This window comes from Streptomyces albus subsp. albus (assembly GCF_000719865.1).
Classification (GTDB): Bacteria; Actinomycetota; Actinomycetes; order Streptomycetales; family Streptomycetaceae; genus Streptomyces; species Streptomyces albus_E.
The window spans coordinates 413,473-434,200 of the sequence record NZ_JOID01000001.1 but is presented as its reverse complement, the minus strand read 5'-3'; the positions used below and the strand labels follow the sequence as shown (position 1 = coordinate 434,200).

At 73.5% G+C, this 20,728-nt stretch carries 17 protein-coding genes; 8 read left to right on the top strand and 9 right to left on the bottom strand.

What is annotated here, in order from left to right; genetic code table 11:
* Positions 1 to 38: 38 nt before the first annotated feature.
* Positions 39 to 2,180, bottom strand: a complete 2,142-nt coding sequence (locus IF83_RS0101950) for a SpoIIE family protein phosphatase (RefSeq protein WP_051722351.1) — start codon at positions 2,178 to 2,180, stop codon at positions 39 to 41.
* Positions 2,181 to 2,490: 310 nt separating this feature from the next.
* Positions 2,491 to 3,168, bottom strand: coding sequence for a TetR/AcrR family transcriptional regulator (locus tag IF83_RS0101945; RefSeq protein WP_030542234.1), 678 nt, complete (start codon positions 3,166 to 3,168; stop codon positions 2,491 to 2,493).
* 107 nt (positions 3,169 to 3,275) lie between these two features.
* On the opposite strand from IF83_RS0101945, the gene IF83_RS0101940 reads away from it, so the two are divergent.
* A complete protein-coding gene (locus IF83_RS0101940) occupies positions 3,276 to 4,424 on the top strand; it encodes an acyl-CoA dehydrogenase family protein (protein WP_030542233.1) in 1,149 nt (382 codons plus the stop codon).
* A gap of 213 nt (positions 4,425 to 4,637) precedes the next feature.
* Positions 4,638 to 5,261: a TetR/AcrR family transcriptional regulator gene (locus IF83_RS0101935; RefSeq protein ID WP_030542232.1), complete on the top strand. Its 624-nt coding sequence runs from the start codon at positions 4,638 to 4,640 to the stop codon at positions 5,259 to 5,261.
* Between the two features lie 32 nt (positions 5,262 to 5,293).
* Here the strand turns inward: IF83_RS0101935 and IF83_RS0101930 are convergent, their stop codons facing one another.
* Positions 5,294 to 5,755, bottom strand: a complete 462-nt coding sequence (locus IF83_RS0101930) for a MaoC family dehydratase (protein WP_030542231.1) — start codon at positions 5,753 to 5,755, stop codon at positions 5,294 to 5,296.
* A gap of 188 nt (positions 5,756 to 5,943) precedes the next feature.
* On the opposite strand from IF83_RS0101930, the gene soxR reads away from it, so the two are divergent.
* Positions 5,944 to 6,417, top strand: a complete 474-nt coding sequence (soxR, locus tag IF83_RS0101925; RefSeq protein ID WP_030542230.1) for a redox-sensitive transcriptional activator SoxR — start codon at positions 5,944 to 5,946, stop codon at positions 6,415 to 6,417.
* A 71-nt stretch (positions 6,418 to 6,488) separates the two neighbouring features.
* On the opposite strand, the gene IF83_RS0101920 is transcribed toward soxR, so the two are convergent.
* Entirely contained in the window at positions 6,489 to 7,106 is a 618-nt protein-coding gene (locus IF83_RS0101920; protein WP_030542229.1) for a hypothetical protein, read from the bottom strand.
* Positions 7,107 to 7,357: 251 nt separating this feature from the next.
* Between IF83_RS0101920 and IF83_RS0101915 the strand changes: the two genes are divergently transcribed.
* Positions 7,358 to 10,207: a penicillin acylase family protein gene (locus tag IF83_RS0101915; RefSeq protein WP_030542228.1), complete on the top strand. Its 2,850-nt coding sequence runs from the start codon at positions 7,358 to 7,360 to the stop codon at positions 10,205 to 10,207.
* A 143-nt stretch (positions 10,208 to 10,350) separates the two neighbouring features.
* Here IF83_RS0101915 and IF83_RS0101910 read toward each other — a convergent pair whose 3' ends face one another.
* Positions 10,351 to 11,634, bottom strand: a complete 1,284-nt coding sequence (locus IF83_RS0101910; RefSeq protein WP_030542227.1) for an exo-beta-N-acetylmuramidase NamZ family protein — start codon at positions 11,632 to 11,634, stop codon at positions 10,351 to 10,353.
* Positions 11,635 to 11,936: 302 nt separating this feature from the next.
* Here IF83_RS0101910 and IF83_RS0101905 point away from each other — a divergent pair, with 302 nt between their 5' ends.
* Positions 11,937 to 12,530, top strand: a complete 594-nt coding sequence (locus IF83_RS0101905; protein WP_030542226.1) for a TetR/AcrR family transcriptional regulator — start codon at positions 11,937 to 11,939, stop codon at positions 12,528 to 12,530.
* An 89-nt stretch (positions 12,531 to 12,619) separates the two neighbouring features.
* Here IF83_RS0101905 and IF83_RS0101900 read toward each other — a convergent pair whose 3' ends face one another.
* From IF83_RS0101900 to IF83_RS0101885, 4 genes are all read right to left on the bottom strand, one after another.
* Positions 12,620 to 13,834 carry an acyl-CoA dehydrogenase family protein gene (locus tag IF83_RS0101900; RefSeq protein WP_030542225.1) on the bottom strand — a complete coding sequence of 405 codons (1,215 nt, stop codon included), beginning with the start codon at positions 13,832 to 13,834 and terminating at the stop codon, positions 12,620 to 12,622.
* A gap of 4 nt (positions 13,835 to 13,838) precedes the next feature.
* Complete coding sequence (locus tag IF83_RS0101895) at positions 13,839 to 14,861, bottom strand: phosphotransferase family protein (protein WP_030542224.1); 1,023 nt, start codon at positions 14,859 to 14,861, stop codon at positions 13,839 to 13,841.
* A 110-nt stretch (positions 14,862 to 14,971) separates the two neighbouring features.
* Positions 14,972 to 15,286, bottom strand: a complete 315-nt coding sequence (locus tag IF83_RS0101890) for a DUF202 domain-containing protein (protein ID WP_030542223.1) — start codon at positions 15,284 to 15,286, stop codon at positions 14,972 to 14,974.
* A complete protein-coding gene (locus tag IF83_RS0101885; RefSeq protein ID WP_051722350.1) occupies positions 15,286 to 15,702 on the bottom strand; it encodes a YidH family protein in 417 nt (138 codons plus the stop codon). The genes IF83_RS0101890 and IF83_RS0101885 overlap by 1 nt, the downstream gene beginning before the upstream one ends.
* 354 nt (positions 15,703 to 16,056) lie before the next feature.
* On the opposite strand from IF83_RS0101885, the gene IF83_RS0101880 reads away from it, so the two are divergent.
* The 3 genes from IF83_RS0101880 to IF83_RS0101870 all read left to right on the top strand — a co-directional run bounded on the left by IF83_RS0101880 (position 16,057) and on the right by IF83_RS0101870 (position 20,663).
* Positions 16,057 to 17,025 (top strand): hypothetical protein, encoded by a 969-nt coding sequence (locus IF83_RS0101880; protein WP_030542221.1) that lies wholly within the window; start codon positions 16,057 to 16,059, stop codon positions 17,023 to 17,025.
* Positions 17,026 to 17,092: 67 nt separating this feature from the next.
* Complete coding sequence (locus IF83_RS0101875; RefSeq protein WP_051722349.1) at positions 17,093 to 18,661, top strand: APC family permease; 1,569 nt, start codon at positions 17,093 to 17,095, stop codon at positions 18,659 to 18,661.
* Between the two features lie 169 nt (positions 18,662 to 18,830).
* The gene (locus IF83_RS0101870; protein WP_030542219.1) at positions 18,831 to 20,663 is read left to right on the top strand and encodes an AMP-dependent synthetase/ligase; all 1,833 of its coding nucleotides are present in this window, start codon (positions 18,831 to 18,833) and stop codon (positions 20,661 to 20,663) included.
* Positions 20,664 to 20,728 lie beyond the last annotated feature (65 nt).

Sequence of the window (20,728 nt, the reverse complement as noted above, 5' to 3'; positions counted from 1 at the left end):
CCGGGGCACCCGCCCGGGACGTCAGCCCGCGGCGCCCGTCAGCAGGGCCGCAGCAGCAGCAGCGCGACGTCGTCGGCGCGCTGGCCCCCGTCGCCGACCGGCTGGACCAGGGCGTCCGCGATATCGTCCAACCGTTCGAGGTCGGCCAGGGCGGTGACGCGCTCGGCCAGGGCGGCGACGGACAGCCCGATGTCCTTTCCGGGGGTCTCGACGAGGCCGTCGGTGTACAGGACGAGCAGGCTGCCGGCCGGTACGGCGACCTCGGCGACCTCGTACCGGGCTTCGGAGTCGATGCCCAGCAGCAGCCCCGGCGGCACCTGCAGGATCTCGGTGCCCTGCCCGGGGATGTGCAGCAGCGGCGGGAGATGCCCGGCGCTGGCGAGCAGCGCCCGGTGCCGGAACAGGTCGAGATGGGCGTAGAGGCAGCTGGTGAAGAGGCCCGGGTCCAGGTCGGTGACCAGCCGGTTGGCGCGGGTCAGCACCTCGTCCGGCGGTGCTCCGACGCTGGCGTGGGCGTGGACGGCGGTCCGTACCTGGCCCATCAGGGCGGCGGCCGTGACGTTGTGCCCCTGGACGTCCCCGATGAACGCTCCGGCGGTGACGGGGTCGAGCCGGATGAGGTCGTAGAAGTCGCCGCCGATGTCCATGCCGTGGGTGGCGGAGGCGTAGCGGGCCGCGATGTCCAGACGGCCTTTCATCGGGGGCAGGCTCTGCGGCAGCAGGCTCTGCTGGAGGCCCTGGGCGAGCCGGTGCTTGGCCTCGTACAGCTGGGCGCGGTCGAGGGCCTGGGCGAGCAGGCCGCTCACGGAGGTGAGCGCGGCCCGCTCCTCCGAGGGGAAGGGGTGCGGCTCCTCGTAGCCGACGACGCAGGTGCCGACCGGGCGCCCGGAGACGATGAGCGGGAGGAAGGCCCAGGCGTGGAACATCTCGTCCGGCGGGGGGCTCTCGGGGAAGACGCGCACCCGTTCCTCCGGCGTGGCGAGGAAGACAGGCGAGCCCTGGGCGAGGGCCCGGGCCACGGGGGCATGCCCGGAGACCGGCATGCCGTCGAAGTGGTCCAGTGTCGCGTCGGGGAAGCCGCGGTGGCCGGCCTGGTGCATCCGGCCGCCCTCGGCGACCATGAGGGCGAATCCGGCGGCCCCGAAGGCGGGCAGCAGATGGTCCGCCGCCAGATCCACGACCTGCCGCACCCCGGTGGCCTGGGTCAGCGCGCCCGCCAGGTGCATCAGCTGGTAGATGGAGCCCACGCGGGTGGGCTCGGCGCGGCCGTCGTCCTGCTTTCCGGGCTGCTCCGGGTGGTCCCCCACCTCGGTGGGGAAGATCAGCACGCTGATCCCGGTGGCGCTGGGAAAGAGCTGGAAGGTCAGCCACGTGTCGGGAGGGCGCCGGGCGGTGAACGAGGTGGGCTTGCGGCTGATGACGGCGGCACGGTAGCGGTCCTCGTACACCGGGTCGTCGAGCCAGGGCAGGGCCTCCCACGGCAGCGCGCCCATCAGTTGTTCCACGCCGCGGCCCACGAGTTCCGCGCCCAGGCGGTTGATGTAGGTGATGCGCGCGTCGAGCCCGAGGGCGCAGCACCCCTCGGGGAGGCGTTCGAGGAAGTCGGCCACCGCGAGGGGAGCGGAGCGGCCGGCGGGCGCCGGCACGCCGCCGGGCGTGGGCAGCACGCGGGTCGCGGCCAGGGGGCGCAGCGGCTTCCCCTCCTCGGCCGCGCGGTGGAGCACCCCGGCCATGTCGGCGGCCAGCTCCAGGATCAGCTGCCGTTCCTCGTCGGGCAGGTGCTCCTCGTGCGAGGCGGCCCAGAAGAGCAGGATCGTTCCGTGGCCGACGCCGTCGGAGAGCAGGGGCGCTGCCGCCAGCCGGAAGTCGTACGGCAGGATCAGCGCCGACTGCGGGTAACGGCGGGTCAGCTCGCCCGTGCCGCTGATCCAGACGAGGCGCGATCCGCGCATGGCGTCGCCCCCCGGGGTGGGGGCGCTCAGGGGGACCCGCGCCCAGGGGGCGATGAAGTCCAGCGGTACGCCGATCAGCATGTCCAGGCGCAGCGCGTCCTCGCCGGGCAGCGGCAGATAGAGGGCGGCGCCGTACGCGTCGGTTTCGTCAACGGCGCTCGTCAGCAGCCGTTCCAGCTGGAGTCTTTCCGGGCTGGAACGGATGGCCGATGGTCGCTTGACCGGCATGCGCTGGCTCCCGTCTCACCCGCGGGGCGGGGCGGTCTCCTCCGGGAGCCGCGGCGCGGACCGGGGACGGGCGGAGGGCGGGGCCGGTGTCGCGAGTCCGGAATGCCGGAAATCACTCATATCCGGATCGTACGCCGGGCCGGAGGCGGCGGCATGTGTACGGCCGGGGGCCGGATCGGCTACGGCGGGGCGTGCGCGGACGCGCGGTGAGGGGGCCCGGGGCGTGGGCCGGCGCGGACGCGGCGGCGGATTGGCCGCGGAGGCGCGGAGCGCGGCGGCGGGGGGCGGGGGCGCGCCCAAGCGGCCCCCGTCAGCTGGGCGGGCCGGCCGGCGCGGTGCCTGCCGGCCGGCCCGGGGCCGCGACCTGCTCGTACTGCAGCGCGAGCCCGTCGACCAGGGCCTGCAGTCCGGTCTCGAACGCGCCCTCGTCCACCCGCTGCTGGTGCTCGGCGAGCAGGTGGGCCTGCTGGAGGTGCGGGTAGTCCGCCGGGTCGTACGCGGCGGCGTCGCCGACGAAGCCGCGGGCGAAGGAGCCGAGGGCCGAGCCGGCGACGAAGTAGCGCATCAGGGCGCCGATCCGGGTGGCGTGGGCGGGCGGCCAGCCGGCCTCCACCATGGCGCCGAAGACCGCGTCGGCCATCTTCAGGCCCGCCGGGCGGCGCCCCGGCCCCTGGGCGAGGAACGGGACGATGTTGGGGTGGGCGGCCAGCGCCGCGCGGTAGGAGCGGCCCCAGCGCAGCAGCGCCGTGCGCCAGTCCTCGCCGCCGCCGAACATCGACAGGTCCACCTGGGCGACGACGGTGTCCGCCACCGCGTCCAGGATCTCGTCCTTGACCGCGAAGTGGTTGTAGAGCGACGGGCCGCTGACCCCCAGCTCCGCCGCCAGCCGGCGGGTCGAGAGCGCCGCCAGCCCGTCCTCGTCGATCAGCGCGAGCGCGGCTGTGACGATGCGCTCTCTGCTCAGCAGGGGCTTGCGGGGGCGGGCCATGCGCCACATAGTAGAGAGACGTAAAACTAGCAGCGGTAGTTAAAACCCGTTGGTAAAAGCAGGGCCGGTCACGGAGTTGCCCGGCCGAGGTGTTGAAGGAGCAGGTCGTGGATCTGGAGCTCTCCGAGGAGCAGGCGGCCGCACGGCAGCTCGCCCGGGACTTCGTCGAGCGGGAGATCGCCCCGCACGCCGCCGCGTGGGACCGCGCCGAGCGCGTGGACCCCGCGATTCCGGAGAAGCTGGGGCGGCTGGGCTTCCTGGGGCTCACCATCCCGGAGGAGTACGGCGGCTCCGGCGGGGACCACCTCGCGTACGTCCTGGTCACCGAGGAGCTGGGGCGCGGCGACTCCGCCGTCCGCGGCATCCTCTCCGTCTCCCTCGGCCTCGTCGCCAAGTCGGTCGCCGCCTGGGGCAGTGAGGAGCAGAAGCGCGCGTGGCTGCCGCGGCTGTGCTCCGGCGAGGCGCTGGGCTGCTTCGGCCTCACCGAGCCCGGCACCGGCTCGGACGCCGCCGCGCTCACCACCCGCGCGGTGCGCGAGGGCGACAGCTACGTGATCGACGGCTCCAAGATGTTCATCACCAACGGCACCGTGGCCGACGTCGTCCTCCTCTTCGCCCGCACCGGCGGCCCCGGCCACAAGGGCGTCAGCGCCTTCCTCGTCCCCACGGACACCCCCGGCCTGGAGCGCCGCGAGATCCACGGGAAGCTCGGGCTGCGCGGCCAGGCCACGGCCGAGCTGACGCTGACCGGGGTGCGCGTGCCCGCCTCCGCCCTGCTCGGTCCGGAGGGCAAGGGTTTCTCCGTCGCCATGTCCGCGCTCGCCAAGGGCCGGATGTCGGTGGCCGCCGGCTGCGTCGGCATCGCCCAGGCGGCCCTCGACGCCGCCGTGCGGTACGCGGGCGAGCGCGAGCAGTTCGGCCGGCCCATCGCGCACCACCAGCTCGTGCAGGAGCTGATCTCCGACATCGCCGTGGACGTCGACGCCGCCCGGCTGCTCACCTGGCGGGTCGCCGATCTGATCGAGCGCGGGCTGCCGTTCGCCACCGAGTCCTCGGTGGCCAAGCTCTACGCGAGCGAGGCCGCGGTGCGCTGCGCCAACAACGCCCTCCAGGTCTTCGGCGGCTACGGCTACATCGACGAGTACCCGGTGGGCAAGCTCGTCCGCGACGCCCGGGTGATGACCCTCTACGAGGGCACCAGCCAGATCCACAAGCTGCTCATCGGCCGCTCCCTCACCGGAGTCTCCGCCTTCTGACCGGGGGCTCGGCCTTCCGGCGGGCGAGGGCGCGCGGGTGGGCGCGCGGGGACGGGCGGGCTCCGGCGGCCGTGGCCGGCGGCCCGCCCGGCCCCGTCCGCCCGCCGCGTCGTCCCGCCCGCCTCCCCGCGCGCCCCTAAGCGCTTGCTCAGTACCCTGTAAGGTGTTCGCCGCCGGTGGAGATCCCGCCGGGCACCGGAGGAGCGGGGCGCGATGAGCAGCGAGGCGCAGCAGACCGAGGAGTGGGCGGATGTGACGCCCGACGCCGCCAGGCGGCTGGTGACGGCCGCCGTCGAGGCCTTCGCCGAGCGCGGCTACCACGCCACCACGACCCGGGACATCGCCTCCCGCGCCGGCATGAGCCCGGCGGCGCTCTACATCCACTACAAGACCAAGGAAGAGCTGCTCTACCAGATCAGCGGGGTCGGCCACCGGCTCGCCCTGGACCTGCTGGAGCGGGCGGCGGACGGCGCGGGCAGCCCCGCCGAGCGGCTGGCCGAGGCCGTGCGGTCCTTCGCCCGCTGGCAGGCCGAGCGCCACACCACCGCGCGCGTCGTCCAGTACGAGCTGGGCGCGCTCGGCGAGGAGCACCACGCCGAGCTGCTCGCCGTGCGCCGGCGGACCGACGGCGTGGTGCGCCGGATCATCCAGGACGGCGTCACGGCGGGCGACTTCGACGTACCGGACGTGAGCGGCACGGCCCTCGCGGTGCTGTCGCTCTGCGTCGACGTGGCCCGGTGGTTCAACCCGGAGGGCCGCCGCACCCCGGAGGAGGTCGGCGAGCTCTACGCGGACCTCGTGCTGCGCATGGTCGGCGCGGCCCGCCCGGGGGAGTGACGGGCGGCCCCGCGCCGGGGCCGCCGGAGCCGTCAGAGGTAGAAGCGCGTCACGCTCTCCGCGACGCAGACCGGCTTGTCGCCGCCCTCGCGCTCCACGGTGATGACGGCGGCCAGTTGGACGCCCCCGGCGACCTCGCTGACCTCCGCGATCCGCCCGGTGGCCCGCAGCCGCGAGCCGACCGGCACGGGGGAGGGGAAACGGACCTTGTTGGAGCCGTAGTTGATGCCCATCCGCACCCCTTCCACCCGCATCAGCTGCGGGACGAGGACGGGGAGCAGCGAGAGGGTCAGGTACCCGTGGGCGATCGTCGTGCCGAAGGGCCCGGCGGCGGCCTTCTCCGGGTCGACGTGAATCCACTGGTGGTCACCGGTCGCCTCGGCGAAGAGGTCGATCCGCTTCTGGTCGATTTCCAGCCAGTCGCTGTGGCCCAGCTCCTCGCCGACCGCGGACTTCAGCTCGTCGAGCGACGCGAACACCCGGGGCTCCGCCATCTCCATGACCTCCCAAAGACAGATACTAAGCGGTTGCTCAGCATGCTGCCCGGTGCGGCCCCTGTCAACGTCCCGGCCGCGACTCCGGGCGGGATCACACGGGCGGAATCGCACAACGGGGCCGGTGCCCGCCGAAGACCGGCGGCCGGTGGGCGGCCGCCCACCCGGGCCGCGTAGCCTTGGGCGGCGTGCCGCAGATTCCAGCAGGACTACAGGAACTCACGGTGGGGCAGGTCTCGGCGCGCAGCGGTGCCGCGGTCTCCGCACTGCGCTTCTACGAGGCCAAGGGGCTGATCGGCAGCCGCCGCACGGCGGGCAACCAGCGCCGCTACAGCCGTGACACGCTGCGCCGGGTGGCCTTCATCCGGGCCGCCCAGCGGGTCGGCATCCCCCTCGCCACCATCCGTGACGCACTCGCCGAGCTGCCCGACGAGCGTACGCCGACCCGCGAGGACTGGGCACGGCTCTCCGAGACCTGGCGCTCCGAGCTGGACCAGCGCATCGAGCAGCTCGCCCGGCTCCGCGACCATCTGACCGACTGCATCGGCTGCGGCTGTCTCTCCCTGGAGACGTGCGTGCTTTCCAACCCCGATGACATGCGCGGCGGTTACGGCAGCGGATCGGCGCTGCTGTCCGAGCGCGGGCGGGCGCGCGGCGGCTGAACGCTGTGGCGTGCGCCGCGCGACGCAGGGGCGGAGGGGGCCCGGGTCCCGGGCCCGTTGTCCGGGCCCGCTCAGCGGGCGGTGGCGGAGGCCGGCTCGGGCCGCCGCGAGCGGCGGGAGGCGGCGAGGGCCCGCTCGGTCAGTACCGGTTCCGGTACGACGATGCCGCAGTCCGAGCAGACGGGGCCGGAGCTGGGGACGTGGTCCAGGCCGCCGCGCCAGGTGATCCGGGGAGACTCGCAGACCGGGCAGACGGAGCCGGGCTCCGACTCCAGCGCCGTGATGATGCGCCGCAGCACATCCGCCAGCGGCGCCGCGGGATGGACCAGGGGGTCGTCGCACCAGGCCACCCCGCAGCCGCCCCAGGTGCACCGGTGCCAGTCGTCCAGGGCGCTCGGCTGCCGTATGCCCAGCCGTTTCTCCCGCTTGCGGCGCACGCCGAACGCCACGTCGTACGCCAGCCAGACCCGCCGGGCCTCCTCCAGCTCCGCCAGGACCTCGACCAGCCGGTCCGGCGCCGGCCGCCGGTCCTCGGTGCCGATCCCGGCCCGGCCGCACAGATGGTGCCAGGTCGCCCGGTGCCCGTACGGTGCGAACTTCTCCAGGCACCGGCGCAGCGCGGTGCGGCGCTGCTCGGGGGTCAGCCCGGGGTCACGCACCTGCTCGGCCAGACTTCTGAATCCTGCCATTCGCTTCCCACCTCCGTCGCTCGTGCTTCGGCGATGTGGAATGGACGTACCGCGACCCGAAATGGCTCCCGCTTCCGGGAGTTGGCCTGCAAACTGTCCGGTTGGGCGCTCTTGCGCCCCGGCTGCCGTTCCGTAAGGTCCCGGATACCGGACAGCGTTGACAGTTCATCGGAAAAGTTGACGTCAGCTCCCTTCCGCGCCCCTGTACCCGGCGGTAACCTCCGGCGCACCCCCCTTCGGAAGGAGCAGGAATGCGCCGGTGCCTCCCGCGTTCCCTCAGCCGCAGAGTCCCGCGTCCGCGCGGGGCTCTCATCGCGACCGCGCTGCTCGCCCTGGGCGCGGGACTGCTGTCCCCGCCCCCGCCCGCCGCCGCTGCCGGGGAGACCTCCCCCGCGGCCTCGTCGTCCGCCGCGGACGACTACTGCGGGGACCAGTGCTCCGACATCCTCCCGCCCGGCGCCAACGGCAACGCCACCCTCGCCGGGATCCTCGCCCACCGCACCCTCGGCACCCGCCCCGCGCACAGCTCGGACCAACTCGGCCCGTACACCGACCTCGTCGCGGGCTACCCCTCCCTCACCGACGCCTCCCTCACCGAGTTCTTCAACGACGCCTCCTTCGGCGTCCCCGAGGACCGGGTCGAGTCCGTCACCCGGCCCCGCGACGACGTGACGATCACCCGCGACAAGAAGACCGGCGTCCCGCACATCCAGGGCACCACCCGCGAGGGCACCGAGTTCGGCGCCGGATACGCCGCCGCCCAGGACCGGCTGTGGCTGATGGACCTCTTCCGCCACATAGGCCGCGGCGAGCTCACCCCCTTCGCGGGCGGAGCCGCCGGAAACCAGGGCCTGGAGCAGCAGTTCTGGCCGCAGGCCCCGTACACCGAGGCCGACCTCCAGGCGCAGATCGACCGGATCGCCGCCTCCGGCGAGCGCGGCGCGCAAGCCATGAAGGACGCCCAGGCCTACCTCGACGGCATCAACGCCTACATCGAGAAGTCCAAGAAGGGCCGCTACTTCCCCGGCGAGTACGTCCTTACCGGGCACGTCGACGCCATCACCAACATCGGCACCATCGAGAAGTTCGAGCTGACCGACATGGTGGCGCTCGCCTCCGTCATCGGCGCCCTCTTCGGCGGCGGCGGTGGCGGCGAGGTCCAGTCCGCCATCGCGCTGCTCGCCGCGCAGGAGAAGTACGGCACCGAGAAGGGCACCGCCGTCTGGGAGGCGTTCCGGCAGCGCAACGACCCCGAGGCCGTCCTCACCCTGCACGGCGGGGAGTCCTTCCCGTACGCCGGCAAGCCCGACGAAGCCCGCGGCACCGCCCTGCCCGACCCCGGCTCCGTGACCGCCGAGCCGCTGGTGTACGACCGCGAGGGCGCGGCCGTGAAGGACGCCGAGACCCCGGTGAAAGCGCCCGCGCACCTGCGGAAGCTGCGGAACCTCCACGACGACGGGGTGCTCCCCGCCGACCTGTTCGCCAAGCCGCACGGCATGTCCAACGCCCTCATGGTCTCCGGCGCGCACACCGCGAGCGGCAACCCCGTCGCCGTCTTCGGCCCGCAGACCGGCTACTTCGCGCCCCAGCTGCTGATGCTCCAGGAGCTCCAGGGCCCCGGCATCAGCGCCCGCGGCGCGTCCTTCGCCGGCGTCGGCATGTACGTCCAGCTCGGCCGCGGCCAGGACTACGCCTGGAGCGCCACCTCCGCGGGCCAGGACATCACCGACACCTACGCCGTCGAACTGTGCGAGCCCGACGGCTCCGCCCCCTCCAAGAACTCCGCGCACTACCGCGACGGCGACGCCTGCGAGCCGATGGAGAAGCTGGAGAAGCGCAACGCCTGGAAGCCCTCCCTGGCCGACTCCACGGCCAAGGGCTCGTACCGGATGCGGGTGTTCCGCACCGACTACGGCATCGTCACCCACCGCGCCACGGTGGACGGCAAGCCGGTCGCCTTCACCTCGCTGCGCTCCACCTACCGGCACGAGGCCGAGTCGATCATCGGCTTCCAGATGTTCAACGACCCCGGCTACGTCAAGGACGCCAAGTCCTTCCAGCGCGCCGCCGAGCACGTCAACTACACCTTCAACTGGTTCTACGCCGACTCCCGCGACACCGCCTACTTCAACAGCGGCAGCAACCCGGTGCGGGCGGAGGGCGTCGACGCCTCCCTGCCCGTGAAGGCCGGGAAGGCGTACGAGTGGCGGGAGTTCGACCCGGGCCCCAACACCGCCGCGTACACCCCGGCCGCCGAGCACCCGCAGTCGGTCAACCAGGACTATTACATCTCCTGGAACAACCGGCAGGCGAAGGACTACACCGCGGCCGGCTTCGGCAGCGGCTCCGTCCACCGCGGCGACCTGCTCGACACCCGCGTGAAGCGGCTGACGGAGCAGGGCGGGGTCACCCGCGCCTCCCTCACCCGCGTCATGGCCGAGGCCGGGGTCACCGACCTGCGCGGCGAGGCCGTGCTGCCCGTGCTGCTGAAGGCGCTGCGCGCCGGGGCCGTGAGCGACCCGGCGGCGGCCGAGGCCGTCCAGCGCCTGGAGTCCTGGGCGGACAGCGGCGCCAAGCGCAAGGAGACGGCGGCCGGTTCGCGCACCTACGCCCACGCGGACGCCATCCGGATCATGGACGCCTGGTGGCCGCTGCTCGTCGAGGCCCAGTTCGCCCCCGGCCTGGGCGAACCGCTCTACGAGGCGTTCCGCGCCAAGCTCCCGCTGGACGAGTCCCCGTCGGCGAGCCACGGAGCGACCGGCGGGCACGCGGGCTCCGCGTTCCTCGCCGGCTGGTGGAGCTATGTCGACAAGGACCTCCGCGCCGTCCTCGGCGAACCGGTCGCGGGCGGTCTGGAGGAGGAGTTCTGCGGCGGCGGAGAGCTCTCCGCCTGCCGCGAGGTCCTGCTGACGACGCTCACCCGGGCGGCCGCCGCCCCGGCCACCGAGGTCTACCCGGGCGACGACGACTGCGAGCCGGGCGACCAGTGGTGCTCGGACGCGATCATCCACCGTGCGGTCGGCGGCATCACGCACCCCGTCGTCCACTGGCAGAACCGCCCGACGTACCAGCAGGTCGTGGAGTTCCCCCGGCACCGCTGAGACGCCACAGCGCAGCCTCCCCGGGCGCCCGGCGGCGCCCCGGACCGCGCGCACGACGGGCGGCGGCCGGCATCACACCGGCCGCCGCCCGCCGGCGCACCCGGAAGCCCGGAGTCGTCAACTCCGCTCCGTGCGCGCCCCGTTCAGCCGCGGTACAGCAGATGTTCCGCGCGCACCCGCCGGAAGGCGGCCAGGTCCGCCCGCCAGCCCGCGACCACCTCGCCGGTGTCCGCTCCCCGGTCGATCGCCGTACGGACCCAGGTGCTGCCCGTCAGCTTGTCGATCCAGTGGTCGGAGCGCCAGGTGAAGCCGTCCCACACGCGCTTCGCGGTGACGAGCAGCCCGATCCCGGTGCGCACCGGGTCGAACGCCTCCCGGTCGTGGACGTGCAGCTGCACCCCGCCGGCCGTACGACCCTGGAACTTGGAGAAGACGGGCTGGAAGTACGCCTCCCGGAAGCGCACCCCGGGCAGCTCCAGCGCGTTCGCCGCCTCCGCCCAGCGGCGGTCGATCCCCTCGGCGCCCAGCAGCTCGAACGGCCGGGTCGTGCCGCGCCCCTCCGAGAGGTTGGTGCCCTCGAAGAGGCAGGTGCCGGGGTAGACCAGGGCCGTGTCCGGCGTGGGCATGTTCGGGCTCGGCGGCACCCACGGCAGCCCCGTCTCGTCGAAGAAGTCGCCGCGCCGCCAGCCCGACATCCGGATCACGTCCAGCTCCACCGCCCGCCCGGCCGCCTCCGGCACGAACTCGGCGTTGAACAGCAGCGCCAGCTCGCCCACCGTCATGCCGTGCGCCTGCGCGATCGGCTCCCGGCCGACGAAGGTGGCGAACTCCTTCTCCAGCACCGGCCCGTACGCGCCCCGCCCGGTGACGGGGTTCGGCCGGTCCAGCACCATGAACCGCTTGCCGGCGAGCACGGCGGCGACCATGCAGTCGTACATCGTCCAGATGTAGGTGTAGAAGCGGGAGCCGGCGTCCTGGATGTCGAAGACCACCGTGTCCACCCCGGAGGCGGTGAAGATGTCCGCCAGCGCCTGCCCGCTCTTGAGGTAGGTGTCGTAGACCGGCAGGCCCGTCGCCGGGTCCTCGTACCGGCCCTCGGAGCCGCCCGCCTGGGCCGTGCCGCGGAAGCCGTGCTCGGGGCCGAAGACGGCCGTCAGGTTCACCCGCTCGTCGGCGTGCATGACGTCCACCAGGTGGCGCACGTCGGCCGTCACCCCGGTGGGGTTGGTGACCACCCCGGCCTTCCGCCCCTCCAGCGGCGCGTACCCCGCCGCCGCGAGCCGGTCGAAGCCGGTACGGACCCGGGGGCGGCCGCGGCGCCCGGACCGGCCGCCCGCCGCCTCCACGCCCGCCGCGGGCGCGGCGGTGGCCGCCACCGCGCCGACGGCTCCCGTGGCCGCCAGCAGATTTCTCCGGGACAGGGACATCCAGCACCTCCGGGCTCGGCGTCGGACCGGGGCGCGGCGGCGCCGGCCCCGGCGATTGCGCTGTGCCCCCGCACGCTAACCCTCCGCGGCCCGGCGGGGAACGACCCCGGCCGGCGGGGGACCGTCCCGGGCCGCCGTCCCGCCGGTCCCGCGCCCCCGCCTTCCCGGGTGTCATACCGACCGGTTAGTGTGCGGTCCGGACCCTCCCGGGCTTCCCGGTCCGGCCGCACCCGGTGGAGGATGTCCTCTACAGTCGTCCGGCGATCCGCGAGGGGCGGGAGCAGAGAGGCAAGGTGGCGGTGATGGCCAGAACGACGGAGGGCAGCGGAGCACCCGTTCCGCAGCGGCTGCTGGCCGCCGCGACCCGCCTTTTCGCGGACCGGGGCTACGACCGGACGTCCGTCCAGGAGATCGTGGAGGCCGCGGGGGTGACCAAGGGCGCCCTCTACCACTACTTCGGCTCCAAGGACGATCTGCTGCACGAGATCTACGGCCGGGTGCTGCGCCTCCAGCAGGAGCGGCTCGACGCCTTCGCGGAGTCGGACGCCCCGGTCGAGGAGCGGCTGCGCGGCGCGGCGGCCGACGTCGTCGTCACCACCCTCGAACACCTCGACGACGCGACGATCTTCTTCCGCTCGATGCACCAGCTCAGCCCCGAGAAGAACAAGCAGGTGCGGGCCGAGCGCCGGCGCTACCACGAGCGGTTCCGCGCCCTGATCGAGGAGGGGCAGCGCACCGGCGTCTTCTCCACCGCGACCCCGGCCGACCTGGTGGTCGACTACCACTTCGGCTCGGTGCACCATCTGGCCACCTGGTACCGGCCGGAGGGCCCGCTCTCCCAGCAGGAGGTGGCCGACCACCTCGCCGACCTGCTGCTGCGCGCCCTGCGGCCGTAGCGGGACGCGGGAACCGGGCGGGCCCGGACCGGATCTCCGGTCCGGGCCCGCCCGGTTCCCGCGCGCGGTGTCCCGCGCCCGCCGCCGGCTCAGCGGTACCGCTTGATCTCCCGGCGCGCCAGTGAGCGCTGGTGCACCTCGTCCGGCCCGTCGGCGAGCTGGATCGTGCGGGCCGCGGCCCACAGCTCCGCCAGCGGGGTGTCCTGGCTGACGCCGGCCGCCCCGTGCAGCTGCACCGCCCGGTCCAGCAGGGCCACCACGGTGCGCGGCGTCGCGATCTTGATGGCCTGGATCTCAGTGTGCGCGCCCTTGTTGCCGACCGTGTCCATCAGCCAGGCCGTCTTGAGCACCAGCAGCCGCAGCTGCTCGACGGCCACCCGGGCGTCCGCGATCCAGCCCTGGACGACGCCCTGTTCGGCCAGCGGCTTGCCGAAGGCCGTACGGGACACCGCGCGCCGGCACATCAGCTCGATGCCCCGCTCGGCCATGCCGATCAGCCGCATGCAGTGGTGGATGCGGCCGGGGCCCAGCCGGGCCTGGGCGATGGCGAAACCGCCGCCCTCCTCGCCGACCAGGTTCGTCACCGGGACGCGCGCCCGGTCGAAGACGATCTCGGCGTGGCCGCCGTGGTGCTCGTCCTCGTAGCCGTAGACCTGCATCGCCCGGCGGACCTCGACACCCGGGGTGTCGCGGGGGACCAGCACCATGGACTGCTGGCGGCGGACGTCCGCGCCCTCCGGGTCGGTCTTGCCCATCACGATGAAGATCTTGCAGTCCGGGTTCATCGCCCCGGAGATGTACCACTTGCGGCCGGTGATGACGTACGCGTCGCCGTCCCGCTCGATCCGGGTCTCGATGTTGGTGGCGTCGGAGGAGGCCACCTCCGGCTCGGTCATCGCGAAGGCAGAGCGGATCTCACCGGCGAGCAGCGGCTCCAGCCACTCCTTGCGCTGCGCCTCCGTGGCGAACTGGGCGAGGAGCTCCATGTTGCCGGTGTCCGGGGCCGCGCAGTTCAGGGCGGTGGGCGCCAGCTGCGGGCTGCGGCCGGTGATCTCGGCCAGCGGCGCGTACTGGAGGTTCGTCAGCCCCGCGCCGTACTCCTCGTCGGGGAGGAAGAGGTTCCACAGCCCCTGCCGGCGGGCCTCGGCCTTGAGCTCCTCGACCACCGGGGGCATGTCCCACCGGGAGGCCAGGCCCGCCCGCTGCTCCTCGGCGACGTGCTCCGCCGGGTAGACGTGCTCGTCCATGAACGCGAGGAGTTTCCCGCGGAGTTCCTCGGTACGGGCGTCGAATGCGAAGTCCATGGGCTCAGCCTTCCTTCAGGGTGGTGAGGCCGTTGTCGATGAAGACCGGGACGAGGGCGCCGATGCGGTCGAAGCCCGAGCCGACGGTCTGGCCGAGGGTGTAGCGGTAGTGGATGCCCTCGAGGATCACCGCGAGCTTGAAGTAGGCGAACGCGGTGTACCAGGCGATCCGCGAGACGTCCCGGCCGGAGCCGGCGGCGTAGCGCTCGATCAGCTCCTCCGGGGCCGGGTGGCCGGGGGCGTCGGCGGTGGTGCTGATCGGCATCCCCGGCAGCGCGCGCTGCCCGCTGTACATCACCAGCAGGCCCAGGTCGGTCAGCGGGTCGCCGAGGGTGGACATCTCCCAGTCGAGGACGGCCCGGACGGAGTCGTCGGGGCCGACGAGGACGTTGTCCAGCCGGTAGTCGCCGTGGACGACGGCGGGCGCGGGGGAGGCGGGCAGCGCCCTGCCCAGGGAAGCGTGGAGCTCGTCGATCCCGGCCAGCTCGCGGTTGCGGGAGGCGTCGAGCTGCTTGCCCCAGCGGCGCAGCTGGCGGTCGAGGAAGCCCTCCGGGCGCCCGAAGTCGCCGAGGCCCACGGCCTCCGGGTCGACGGCGTGCAGATGGACGAGGGTGTCGACGAGGCCGAGCACCACCCCGCGGGTGCGCTCCGGCCCCAGCGGGAGCAGTTCCTCGGACTTGCGGTAGGGGGTGCCCTCGACGAAGTCCATGACGTAGAAGGGGGAGCCGATGACGGACTCGTCCTCGCAGAGCAGCACGGTCTCCGGGACCGGTACGGCCGTCGGGTGCAGGGCGCTGATCACCCGGTGCTCGCGGCTCATGTCGTGGGCGGTGGCGAGCACATGGCCCAGCGGCGGCCGCCGGACCACCCAGCGGGAGGTGCCGTCCGTGACCGCATAGGTGAGGTTCGACCGGCCGCCCTCGATCAGCCGGGCGGTCAGCGGCCCCCGCACCAGCCCGGGGCGTTCGCGGTCGAGATGGCCGCGGAGACGGTCCAGGTCGAGGCCGGGCGGGTGGTCCTTGCTCATCACTGCTCCTTGGGGGGAAGGGACGTCCCGCTTATCATGCCGACCAGTCGGTATGACGTCCATACCCGGACGGCACTTGACAGCCCGGCCGCCGCCACCGCGGCGCCGCGTCACAGGACCAGAAGGGTCCCGCACGCCGCCAGGGCGACGACACAGCCCGCCGCCAGTGTGACCGATCGTACGGACACGGCCTCGGGCCGCGCCCGGTCCAGGGCCCGGATCCGGCGGTGGGCGGCGGTGAGCAGGACGAGCCAGGCCGCGGCCGTCAGCGCCAGTGCCACGGCGGCGACGGGCCCCGTGTCCCCGTGCAGGGCCAGCCGGACGGCCAGGATCGCGGCCACCGTGCCCGCCAGCGTCGAGCGCCGCCAGGCGAAGCCGGTGCGCTCGGGCTGCGCCGCCGGGTCGCGCGCGACCGGGTCGGCCATCAGCCGGCCCAGCCGACGGCGACCGTGGTCACCATCACCGCGGAGACCAGGATCACCCCGGCGGCGAGGAAGGCGGGGAAGCGCGTGGACGGCAGGTCCTCGCCGCGCCGCATCGCCAGCTCCACCCGTACCCAGTGGTTGACCGCCCGCGCGGCCACCAGCGCGCCGCCCACCAGCAGGACGACGGCGACGGTGGCCCGCACCGACCGGTGCAGGTCCGGCAGGAACTGGGCGACCGCGAAGCCGCCGCCCACCAGCGCCAGGGCGGTGCGCAGCCAGGCGAGGAAGGTCCGCTCGTTGGCGAGGGAGAAGCGGTAGTCCGGGGTCTCGCCCTGGGAGCGGATGCGGGCGGGGGAGAACCACAGCCGCACGGCGGCGGCCGCCGCACGCACTTTTCCGAACCCGGTTCCGGCCATGCCCCCATCCAATCATCCGGGCCCCGGGAAACCTTCGAGGGGTGAAGGCGGGGAGTGCCCGGCCCGGGCGGCGGAGCCCTCCCCTCCGTCGGGAGAGGCCGCCGGCCTGCGGCTCTACACTTCCGGGGGCGGACGCCGGGCGGAATGGGTTGTCAACAAGATGTAAACAACCATCCGGTGAGGAAACGGTCCTCCGGGGACGCCTTGACGCGGAGTGGTGACTAACGGTTTGCTGTCTGTGATCATCGACCGGTGTTGCGGAGATCACGCCGCCGGCGGGTCCGCCAGATGCACGGACAAGTGCCCCATACCGGGCGGGAAGTGGCGTGTTGCCGTGGAGGAAGAAGCTCACGGATGACCCCTCCACCACCGCCACCGCCCCCGCTGGGCAGATCGCGCAACAAGGACGGCTTCGCCTTCGACCCCGCCCTCGACGACACGGAACTCGCCGGGGTCCGCGACGCGCTCGTGCAGGGCCGCTGGGGTGAGAGCCGCGCCCTGCTGGCCCGGACCGGCCGGGACTGGGACCGCCGCGGCCACCGGCTGGTCGTCCTCGGCATGGAGCCCAACAGCGCGGCCTGGGCCGAGGAGTGGCGGCTCGCCGAGCCCGACAGCGTGGACGCCGCCGCCCTGTACGCCTGCGCCAAGGTCTTCCGCGCGCTGCGGGGCAAGGAGGAGCCGGCCGCCGCCCGCGAGGTCTGCCGGGCCGCCGCCCGGATGTACCCCGCCGACCCGTCCCCCTGGCTGGCCCTGCTGATCCTGGCCCGGCACACCGGCACCGACGAGGAACGGCTGCAGATCTTCGACCAGGTGCGCGGCCGCCACCGCGAACACCACCACGCCCACCACCTCATGACGGCCTGCCTGGCCGAACACCAGCAGGGCGACCGGGACGACCCCTTCCACGAGGTCTACGACTTCGCCGCCTGGGCCGCCGAACAGGCCCCCGCCGACTCGCCCCTGTGCGCCCTGCCCGTCATCGCGCACACCGAGCGCTACCGCGTCCTCGCCCAGGCCGGCATCGAGCCGCGCGACCCCACGCGCTCGGATCACTGGAAGAGCCGCCGCGCCCGCCAGGTGATGAAGGCGGCCTTCGACTGGTGGCTGGAGTGGGGCTACGAGGAGCACCCCCGCCGCCTGGTGGACCTCAACTTCCTGGCGCACGCCAAGTACCACGAGGGCCGGCCCTGGGAGGCCGCCGCCCTCTTCCACCGCATCGGGCGCCACGCCACCAAGGACCCCTGGTCCTACCCGGACCGGGACCCCCGGAGGACGTACCGCGCGGCCCACGCCGCCGCCACCGGCGGGACGGACCTCCGGTGACCGGCCCTCCGCGCGCCTCGCACCCCCTCTTATCCAGCCGACACAACCGACCAGCGGGAAGGTGACCATGCCGACGGACAACGACTCCGGCATCAGCACGTACAAGGGCGAGGAACGGGCGCTGCGCGCGGACCGGATCGGCCTGGGCGGCCTGCTGCTCTCCGTTCTCGCGGCGAGCGCGCCCCTCCTCGTGGTCGCGGGTGTCATGCCCACCACATACGCGGTGATGGGCATCGTCGGACAGCCGCTGATCTTCGTCCTCCTCGGCGTCGTCCTGCTGCTCTTCAGCGTCGGCTACGCCGAGATGAGCCGCCATGTGCACAACGCCGGCGCCTTCTACGCGTACATCGCCCGCGGCCTCGGCGGCACGGCCGGGGCCGGCGCCTCCGTCGTGGCCCTCGTCGCCTACAGCGCCATGCAGGTCGGCATCTACGGCATCTTCGGCTTCGAGGTCAGCGGGCTCGCCGCCACCTATCTGGACCTGACCGTCGCCTGGTGGATCCCCGCCCTCGTCGCCGCGCTGATCGTCGGCGTGCTCGGCTGGCTCAAGATCGACCTCAGCGCCAAGGTGCTCGGCGTGCTGCTCGTCATCGAGGTCTGCATGGTCGTCATCTTCGACGCCGCGGCCATCGGCGACCCCGGTCCCGAGGGCCTCTCCCTGACGGCCTTCGACCCCGGCACCCTGGCCGGGGCCGGCCTCGGCACCGCGCTCTGCTTCGCCTTCGCGTCCTTCGTCGGTTTCGAACAGGCCCCCGTCTACGCCGAGGAGACCAAGCGCCCGCAGGTCGTCGTCGCCCGCGCCATGTTCCTCGCCGTCGGCTTCGCCGCCCTCTTCCTGGCCCTCAGCTCCTGGGCCCTCAACATCGCCTCGGGCCCCGCCCGGATCGTGGCGGACGCGCAGGAACAGAGCGCCGGACTGCTGTTCTTCCTCACCGAGAGCCGGCTCGGCTCCAACTTCACCGACGTCATGCACGTCTTCTTCGTCACCGGCATGTTCGCCGCCATGCTCAGCTTCCACAACGTCGTCGCCCGCTACGCCTTCGCCATGGGCCGCGAGGGCCTGCTGCCCGCCGCCCTCGGGCGCACCACCCGCGGCAGCGGGGCCCCCGGCACCGGATCGCTGCTGCAGAGCGCGGTCTCGCTCGCCGTGATCGCCGTCTTCGCCCTCACCGACGACAAGCCGCACGGCGACCCCACCGCGCCGGTGCTCAACCTCTTCACCTGGATGGGCAACGTCGGCGCGCTGGGCGTCATCACCCTGATGGCCACCGCCTCCGCGGCCGTCATCGCCTTCTTCGTCCGCCGCGGGGCCGCCCGCGCGCAGGCCTGGCGGCTCATCAGCTCGGGCATCGCCTGCGCCGCGATGCTCACGATCATCGTCTACACGGTGAAGGACTTCGACGTGCTGCTGGGCGCGGAGCCCGGCTCGGTGCTGCGCTGGGTCCTGCCCGGCATCATCGGCCTCGCCGTGACCGGCGGCCTCGTCTACGGACTGGTGCTGCGCTCGGTGCGGCCCGAGGTGCACCGCCGGATCGGGCTGGGGAACCAGGCGTTCCAGCTGGAGCGGACGGCCGCCGCGCGGGCGGACTCCGCGGACTCCGCGCCGCCCGCCGGCACCGCGGCTCCCCGCGGCTGAACCCGGCGGCTCCCCGCGGCCCGGGCCCCGGCCCGGGCCGCACCTCCGATCATCACTCTTTCGAGTGTTGAACTCGGGCCCACCCCTAGGCAGTCGAGGATTCCGAACGGTAACTTGCGCTCGCCGACGGCCCCGCCGCGGCGGGTACGGGTTCGAGAGAGGTGACGCGGTGCGCGAACTCAGCCTTCCGCCCCTGGTGCAGAAGCTCCGCACGGGAGGTCTCGCGGATTCCGTGTACGAGATCGCCGAAAGAGCCCCGGACCGGGTGCAGTTCTCCCGGCGCGAGGACGGCCCCGACGGCATCCGCTGGCTCCCCGTCACGGCCCTGGGCTTCCGCAGCGAGGTGACCGCCCTGGCCAAGGGCCTCATCGCGGACGGCGTCCGGCCCGGCGACCGGATCGCCGTGATGTCCCGCACCCGCTACGAGTGGACGCTCTTCTCCTACGCCCTCTGGGCCATCGGCGCCCAGCTCGTCCCCGTCTACCCCACCTCCTCCGCCGAGCAGGTGCACTGGATCCTCTCCGACACCCGCGCCTCCGCCGTGATCGTCGAGCACGCCGACGAGGCGATGACCGTCGGCGCCATCTGCGACGACCTCCCCGGGTTACGCCGCATCTGGCAGCTCGACGAGGGCTGTGTGCGGGAGCTGTCCGCGCTGGGCCGCGGCATCCCCGACGCCTTGGTGCACCGGATGCGCGCCGGGGTCAGCCCCGGCTCGGCGGCCACCATCACCTACACCTCCGGCACCACCGGCCGTCCCCGGGGCTGCGTGATCACCCACGCCAATCTGGCCTTCGAGTGCGACACCCTCATCGAGGGCTGGCGCGAACTCCTCGCCGAACCGGGCGAACAGCCCGCCGTGCTCGCCTTCCTGCCGCTGTCCCACATCTACGGGCTGATGGTGCAGGTGGCCTGCCAGCGGCACGGCGTCCGCCTGGGCCACCAGCCCGACCTGTCCGCCGCCGGACTCCTCCCCGCCCTCGCCTCGTTCCGGCCCACCTTCCTCTTCGCCGTGCCGTACATCTTCGAGCGGATCTACCGCACCGCCCGCCGGCGGGCCGAGGAGGCCGAGAAGCTGGAGGCCTTCGACCACGCCGTGGACGTCGCCATGCGCTACGCCGAGGCCGCCGAGCGGCGCTCCCTGCTCCGCGGCACCGGACCGGGCCCCGCGCTGCGCGTCCAGCACGCCCTGCACGAGCGCACCGTCTACGCCCGGCTGCGCGCCGTCCTCGGGGGCCGGGTGCGGCACGCCGTCTCCGGAGGATCACCCCTCTCCCGGGAGCTCGGGCTGGTCTTCTCCGGGGCCGGCGTCACCATCTACGACGGCTACGGCCTCACCGAGACCGCCGCCGCCGTCACCGGACACCCCATCGGCCGCCCCAAGTTCGGCACCGTCGGCCGCCCGCTGCCCGGCTGCGCCGTGCACATCGCGGAGGACGGCGAGATCTGGGTCCGGGGCGACAACGTTTTCGCCGGCTACCTCGACGACCGGCAGGGCACCGAGGAGGTCCTCCACGACGGCTGGCTGGCCACCGGGGACATCGGCCATCTCGACGAGGACGGCTACCTCCATCTCACCGGCCGCAAGAAGGACATCATCGTCACCAGCGGCGGCAAGAGCGTCTCCCCGCTCGTCCTGGAGGAACGGCTCCGCTCGCACCCGCTGATCTCGCGCTGCCTCGTGGTCGGCGACAACCGGCCGTTCATCGCGGCCCTGATCACCCTGGACCAGGAGGCCGTGGGCCACTGGCAGCGGCTCCGCTTCCAGCAGCCCATGGACCTGCGGGTGGTGGTGCGCCACGCCGAGCTCCAGGAGGAGATCCAGCGCGCGGTGTCCCGCGCCAACACCGCCGTCTCCCGCAGCGAGTCCATCCGCGCCTTCCGCGTCCTGCCGCACGACTTCACCGTCGCGGGCGGCCTGCTGACCCCCTCCCTGAAGCTCCGCCGGGCGGCCATAGTCAAGGCGTACGCGGCCGAGATCGCCGAGCTGTACAACCGGTGAGCCGGCCGGGCCCGTCCCGGGCCGGGGCCCGGCCGCCGCGGAGGGGGACGGCGGCCGGGCGGTCC